The sequence below is a fragment of the Microcystis sp. LE19-195.1E genome, from assembly GCF_027532095.1.
In the GTDB taxonomy this organism is placed as follows: Bacteria; Cyanobacteriota; Cyanobacteriia; order Cyanobacteriales; family Microcystaceae; genus Microcystis; species Microcystis aeruginosa.
The window spans coordinates 1-6,420 of sequence record NZ_JAPZSZ010000200.1; the positions used below are offsets into that span (position 1 = coordinate 1).

The following is a 6,420-nucleotide window of genomic DNA, read 5'->3' on the forward strand; positions in this document are numbered from 1 at the left end:
CTGCTCTTTCTTCTTCTTTAAGAGCTTTTTGTAAGTTTTTCTTTTCTTCTAAGTCTAGGAAATCTTTGGCTGGCATAAGTAGGATTTTTCTAAAATTACTATTTCTATTTTAGGTGGTTTAAGTGCGTTTTAGCTTATCTCCTATCTCCTGTCTCCTGTCTCCTGTCTCCTGTCTCCTGTCTCCTGTCTCCTATCTCCTATCTCCTGTCTCCTGTCTCCTGTCTCCTGTCTCCTGTCTCCTGTCTCCTATCTCCTGACTCCTGAAATATAAAGTCTCGGTTACAAAACTGACTTCCGAGCAATTCTAACCCCACCATAGAAACAGAAGCCCGTAGAAAAATCAGCCATGAAAGAACACGATGTCGTTATAGTGGGCGGTGGGTTAGCAGGATGCCGCGCCGCCTTAGAAATCAAACGCCTCAACCCGACTATCGATGTTGCTGTCGTTGCCAAAACCCACCCAATTCGTTCCCACTCCGTCGCCGCCCAGGGAGGTATCGCCGCCGCTCTGCAAAACGTTGACCCCAAAGATAATCCCAAGGCCCACGCCTACGATACCGTCAAAGGTTCCGATTTTCTGGCTGACCAGGATGCGGTGGATATCCTCACCCAAGAAGCCCCCGAAGTTATCATCGAATTGGAACATCTAGGCGTGTTATTCTCCCGTCTCGAAGATGGACGCATTGCCCAAAGAGCCTTTGGCGGTCACAGCCATAACCGTGCCTGTTACGCCGCCGATAAAACCGGTCACGCCATGCTGCACGAATTAGTCAGCAATTTAGGCCGTAATCAGGTAAAAATCTACGATGAATGGTACGTTTTGCGTCTTATCCTCGAAGAAGGTACGGCTAAAGGGGTAGTAATGTACCAAATCGCCACCGGACAGTTAGAAATCCTTCGGGCAAAAGCAATTATGTTCGGGACGGGGGGCTATGGTCGCGTTTATAACACCACCTCCAACGATTTCGCCTGTACGGGGGACGGTTTAGCATTATCGGCCAAAGCGGGTATTCCCCTAGAAGACATGGAATTTGTCCAATTTCACCCCACTGGACTCTATCCCGTCGGTGTTTTAATCTCGGAAGCGGTCCGGGGTGAAGGTGCTTATTTAATCAATAGCGAAGGTCGTCGTTTTATGGAAGACTACGCCCCCTCGCGCATGGAATTAGCCCCCCGGGACATCACTTCCCGGGCCATTACCCTAGAAATTCGCGCCGGCCGGGGGGTAAATCTGGACGGTAGCGCCGGGGGTCCCTTTGTCTATCTGGATTTACGCCATTTAGGCCGGGAAAAAATTATGAGTCGCATTCCCTTCTGTTGGGAGGAGGCCCACCGTCTCGTCGGTGTCGATGCGGTAGAGGAACCGATGCCCGTCCGTCCTACAGTTCACTATTGTATGGGCGGCATTCCCGTTAATACCGATGGTCGCGTTCGCTTAAGTGCCGATACCCTCACCGAAGGCTTTTTCTCCGCCGGGGAATGTTCCTGTGTCTCTGTCCACGGGGCCAATCGTTTGGGCAGTAATTCCCTGTTAGAATGTGTGGTCTATGGGAGAAGAACCGGCAAATCGATCGCTAAATACGTCGAAAAACGCGCTTTTCCCGTCTTTAATCCCGATATTTACCTTCAGGATGCCAAAGAGGAAATCACCGCTTTATTGACCAAAAAAGGCACGATTCGCATCGGTCAACTACGTCAGCAATTCCAAGACTGTATGACCCAACATTGCGGCGTTTTTCGCACCGAAGCGACCATGCGCGAGGGAATTAAACAAATCGGCGAATTAAAGCGCCAATACGAGCAGATTTACCTCGATGATAGGGGGGATTGCTGGAATACGGAACTAATCGAGGCCTGGGAATTACAAAGTCTCATGGTGGTGGGGGAAATTATCCTCACCTCTGCCCTCAATCGTCAAGAAAGCCGAGGGGCCCATTCCCGCGAGGATTTTCCCCAACGGGATGACCAAAATTTCCTTCAGCATACCCTCGCCTACTATTCCCCCTCCGGCATCGATATCGACTATATGCCCGTGGTAATTCAGGATTTCACCCCCGTGGAACGTAAGTATTAACCTCTGGTCGGACGGTAAATGTAAAGGAATATTACAAACTCCTTGGCATTTACCGAGATTTAGTTCTATACTAAATAAAGCAACGCGGGATAGAGCAGTCTGGTAGCTCGTCGGGCTCATAACCCGAAGGTCAGTGGTTCAAATCCGCTTCCCGCCATTACTTATAAAGCCAGTTGTAAATAGATCGGAACGTGATAGGCTTCAAACAGTGCCAGAAATTTATCACATAAAGCCATTAAACGGGAATCTAGATCAGAAGCGATCGGTTTATTAATATCGGGGCTAAATTCCCGATAAACTGGCACATTCGGCCGAGTTGCTAGAATGGGATCGGCTTTGCTCAAATGGACAAGAACACGCCATGTCAGAAGCTATTACGATCGCCAATATTTACAAACTGTTTGAAAGAACCGAGGCTCAATTTGCCGAGTTCCAAAAAGAAGCCGAGCGCCGCAATGTTGAAGCCGAACGCCGCAATGCCGAGGCTGAACAACGAAATGCTGAGGCTGATCGCCGCCGGGCTGAAGCCGATCGCACGATGGAAGAATTGAAAAAGCTGGTACGAGCCACCACCGAAGCCGTCAATAACTTAACTACCCCTTTGCGTCTTTTTATAGAAGAAATGGTAGAGCCGGCGGTTGTGCAGTTATTTCAAGAACGGGGGATTGATGTCACCCAAACCATGAGTCGTTTAAAAAGTAAACGTCCCGGGGCAGCGATGGAAATTGATATTCTGGCGGTGAATGGGAGTGAGTTAGTGGCGGTGGAGTGTAAATCTCGACTCTCGAAGGATGATGTAGATGACTTTCTTGATCGATTACAGCGATTTAAGTTAGCCTTTCCCCAATTTCGAGACTTTCAGGTTTATGGTGCAGTAGCGGGGATTGAAATCGATCAGGGGATAGATAGTTATGCTTATCGGCGCGGTTTATTTGTGATGAAGCAATCAGGAGAAACGGTTAAGATTATCAACGATGTTCAGTTTCAGCCTGTGGGTTTTGCTTAACTAACAATGGGCGTATTAAAATTAGTTATTCCTTGGGAATCGAGAACAATCAAATAAATGCGATCACCGATTCATTGATACGGCGGTTTAAGCAAACGTTATTCTTTTTTGGGAAAAACTGTATCATTAGAAAAAAATCAAGAGGTTTTTGTTGATGGAACCACTCTTAGTGACTTTGATAACTTGGGCCACGAATATTGCTCCCTTGGCTGGTGCTGCTATTGCCACAGGTTTTTTAGGCAAGACTGGGGAAAATCTTAACGATTCCTTGTTGGCGACACTGCAACGCAAATTTCCTACCTCGCCAACCTTAAAGTTATTAACCGCAGGCAAAGCACCTGAAGTTGAGCAAGCCGTCATTGACTTGGAACCTGTATTAGCTGATTCGGAAGTTACAGAATTATTAACGGAAATGCGGGCGTTGATGAGCAGTAACCAGGAATTAGCCGCTAAGTTTGCCGCAACGGAAAAACAGATTCGCAATACTCAAATTAACAAGGATCAATCCCAGGGTTATCAATTCAACAAAAATGTTGAAGCTAAATTTTTGGGGGGAAACCATAACCATTACTATCCCAGTGACAATAACAAAGAGCATTAGCTGGAGTCGTCTGGTAGGGAACAGACAAAGTTAGCCCCACCTCCGCCAGTAGATGAATGGCAGGGACGACAGGATGAAATCAAGGAACTACAAACCGCCCTCAGCAATGACAAAGTACGCTTAATCGGGATAACCGCCGCAGGAGGCTATGGGAAATCGGCTTTAGCGGTGAAGTTCAAAGAGAAGTTAAACCCTCATTGGCGGGTGTTATGGGTTAGTTTTAGGGAGCGTTATTCAGTAGCGCAATTTGGACGCTGGTTATTAGAAAATTTGGAGCAACCCTACGATGAAAAATGGAACGATGAGACGTTAATTCAGCAGATGATACGGGGACTGATTACCTCACCTTGTCTGTTGATTCTTGACAACTTAGAAACAGTAGTTCAGACGGCGGGAGATTCAGTTTATAGGCAATTTTTGATCCGTTGGTTGGGGTCGGGAAACCAGAGTAAAATCCTGATTACCAGTCGGGAACAGCCGAGTTTTGTAGCCAATTTAACGCGGCGTTGTCATTGGTTGCGCCTGGGGGGATTAGCAGAAGCGGACGCAATCGAGTTGGTGAGGGTGAATTACGGTTTGACAGGAACTAATCAAGAATTAGCCGAATTTGTCCACAAGATGGGACGACATCCTCTCTTAATGCAACTGGTTTGTAGTTGGATGAGTGATGAATTTGGAGAAGGGGTTTCTGTCACCGAGTCGCAAAATTTGGGCTTAAATATGTTTGATGTGGAGGGTTATCACCGCGACACGGAAACCTGTGTCAGAGAAGTGATTACCGCCAGTTTAGCGCGATTATCGAAAGAGTTTAGGGAGAGTTTAACGCGGTTATCGGTATTGCGCGAGAGTTTTGATTTAGGGTTAGCGCAGGGGTTAATTCCAGCAATAACTGAGGAAGATTTACGCTATTTAGCTCGTTTATCCTTATTACAAGAATTTCCCCCCGAATACAATGTAAAACCGCGACAGTTTCAGTTTTTGCCTTTAATTTCCATGGTGGTACAAGATCAAGCAAATCCTGAAATATTGCGATCCGCCCATAAATTAGCCTTAGATTGTTATTTAGCTCATTTACCTGTCCCTCCCTGGGAATCCTTGGAAGATTTGAAGGAATATTTAGAGGCGTTTCACCATGCAGGGGAATTGGGAGAATGGCAGTTAGCTTACGATATTTTGAATGAGGAAAGAGGCGGAGAAGAGAAAAATAAATCGGTTGAGGAATTTTTAGATTTACAAGGATTTTATCGCAAGCGAGCCGAATTGTATGAGGAAATTATTGCAGGGAGTCAACGGGAACAAGATTGTTATCGTAACTCGTTAAACCGTCTAGGCCTTTGCTATGATTCCTTGGGGCAGTATGAAAAAGCGATCGCCTATCACCAGCAATGTCACGACATCAGTAAAGAAATCGGCTATCAGCAAGGGGTGGCAATTTCTCTATGTGGTTTAGGCAATTGTTATGATAACCTGGGACAGTATGAAAAAGCGATCGCCCTCTACCAGCAATATCACGACATCAGTGAAGAAATCGGCTATCGGCGAGGGGTGGCAAATTCTCTATGTGGTTTAGGCAATTGTTATAAGTCCTTGGGGCAGTATGAAAAAGCGATCGCCCATTACCAGCAATATCACGACATCAGTGAAGAAATCGGCTATCAGCAAGGGGTGGCAATTTCTCTATGTGGTTTAGGCAATTGTTATGATAACCTGGGACAGTATGAAAAAGCGATCGCCCATTACCAGCAATATCACGACATCAGTGAAGAAATCGGCTATCGGCGAGGGGTGGCAAATTCTCTATGTGGTTTAGGCAATTGTTATTATGACCTAGGACAGTATGAAAAAGCGATCGCCCTCTACCAGCAATGTCACGACATCAGTGAAAAAATCGGCGATCGGCAAGGGGGGGCAATTTCTCTCGGAAATTTAGGCAATTGTTATAATGACCTAGGGCAGTATCAAAAAGCGATCGCCTATCTCCAGCAACATCACGACATCAGTGAAGAAATCGGCTTTCGGCAAGGGGTAGCAATTTCTCTACACAACACAGGAGAAGCGTTGAGAAAACTAGAAAACTACAGCGAGGCAGAAAGCAAAATTCAAGCATCCTTAGTTATTTCTCAAAAGATTAAGTTTAAAGAATTAACCGCCCGTAGTTTAAAAGTCCTCGCCGAAATCGCCCACCAAACTAATCGCCCTGAACTTGCCCTCAGCCATTGCCAACAAGCACTTGAATTATGCCAAGAATTGGGGATTCCCTTGTTTAAATATTGTGAAAAACTGTTAGGGCAAATTCAGGCTACGTTAGAGAATAATTAAGGTAAATTATTATCTCAAAAATTAATATTTAACTGAACAAAGCTATGATAAAACTAACTTTAAACGAAGCCCAAAGTCAACTACCTGACCTCCTTAAAGCTGCCTCAAAAGGTGAACAAGTTATTATCCAGAATCATGAGGGTCAAGACTTTCAACTCATTTCTCTTCCTACTACTGTTAAACATCCCCAATATGGAAGCGCAAAAGGCATCGTTAAAATGCTTGACAATTTTGATGATCCCATCGAAGAATTTGAGGAATATATGCCATGAAAATTTTAATAGAACTCTTGCAAATTAATTATATGTTATAATGATGGGTTAACTAATTTTCCCCAAAAAATTAGTTAATCAGTACATTTGTCCTGAATGAAAACTTGAAGTTTAACTTTTAACTCAAAACTCTTTAGAGCTGCTTTAA

5 protein-coding genes, 1 tRNA gene and 1 pseudogene are annotated in these 6,420 nt (G+C 45.1%); 6 read left to right on the forward strand and 1 reads right to left on the reverse strand.

Annotation, left to right across the window (positions count from 1 at the left end; genetic code table 11):
• Positions 1-346: 346 nt before the first annotated feature.
• Complete coding sequence (locus O9300_RS11485; protein ID WP_106908804.1) at positions 347-2,074, forward strand: succinate dehydrogenase/fumarate reductase flavoprotein subunit; 1,728 nt, start codon at positions 347-349, stop codon at positions 2,072-2,074.
• Positions 2,075-2,157: 83 nt separating this feature from the next.
• Positions 2,158-2,231, forward strand: a tRNA-Met gene (locus tag O9300_RS11490).
• Positions 2,232-2,235: 4 nt separating this feature from the next.
• Here O9300_RS11490 and O9300_RS11495 read toward each other — a convergent pair.
• The gene (locus O9300_RS11495) at positions 2,236-2,379 is read right to left on the reverse strand and encodes a hypothetical protein (RefSeq protein WP_287971763.1); all 144 of its coding nucleotides are present in this window, start codon (positions 2,377-2,379) and stop codon (positions 2,236-2,238) included.
• 56 nt (positions 2,380-2,435) lie between these two features.
• Here O9300_RS11495 and O9300_RS11500 point away from each other — a divergent pair, with 56 nt between their 5' ends.
• The 4 genes and pseudogenes from O9300_RS11500 (at position 2,436) to O9300_RS11515 (ending at position 6,272) form a co-directional block, all read left to right on the forward strand.
• Positions 2,436-3,080 (forward strand): DUF3782 domain-containing protein, encoded by a 645-nt coding sequence (locus O9300_RS11500; protein ID WP_287971764.1) that lies wholly within the window; start codon positions 2,436-2,438, stop codon positions 3,078-3,080.
• Positions 3,081-3,234: 154 nt separating this feature from the next.
• Positions 3,235-3,681: a hypothetical protein gene (locus O9300_RS11505; RefSeq protein ID WP_287971765.1), complete on the forward strand. Its 447-nt coding sequence runs from the start codon at positions 3,235-3,237 to the stop codon at positions 3,679-3,681.
• Positions 3,682-3,723: 42 nt separating this feature from the next.
• Positions 3,724-6,000, forward strand: a pseudogene (locus tag O9300_RS11510) (tetratricopeptide repeat protein); the annotation flags it as partial.
• Positions 6,001-6,044: 44 nt separating this feature from the next.
• A complete protein-coding gene (locus O9300_RS11515) occupies positions 6,045-6,272 on the forward strand; it encodes a type II toxin-antitoxin system Phd/YefM family antitoxin (protein ID WP_002774562.1) in 228 nt (75 codons plus the stop codon).
• Positions 6,273-6,420: the final 148 nt, after the last annotated feature.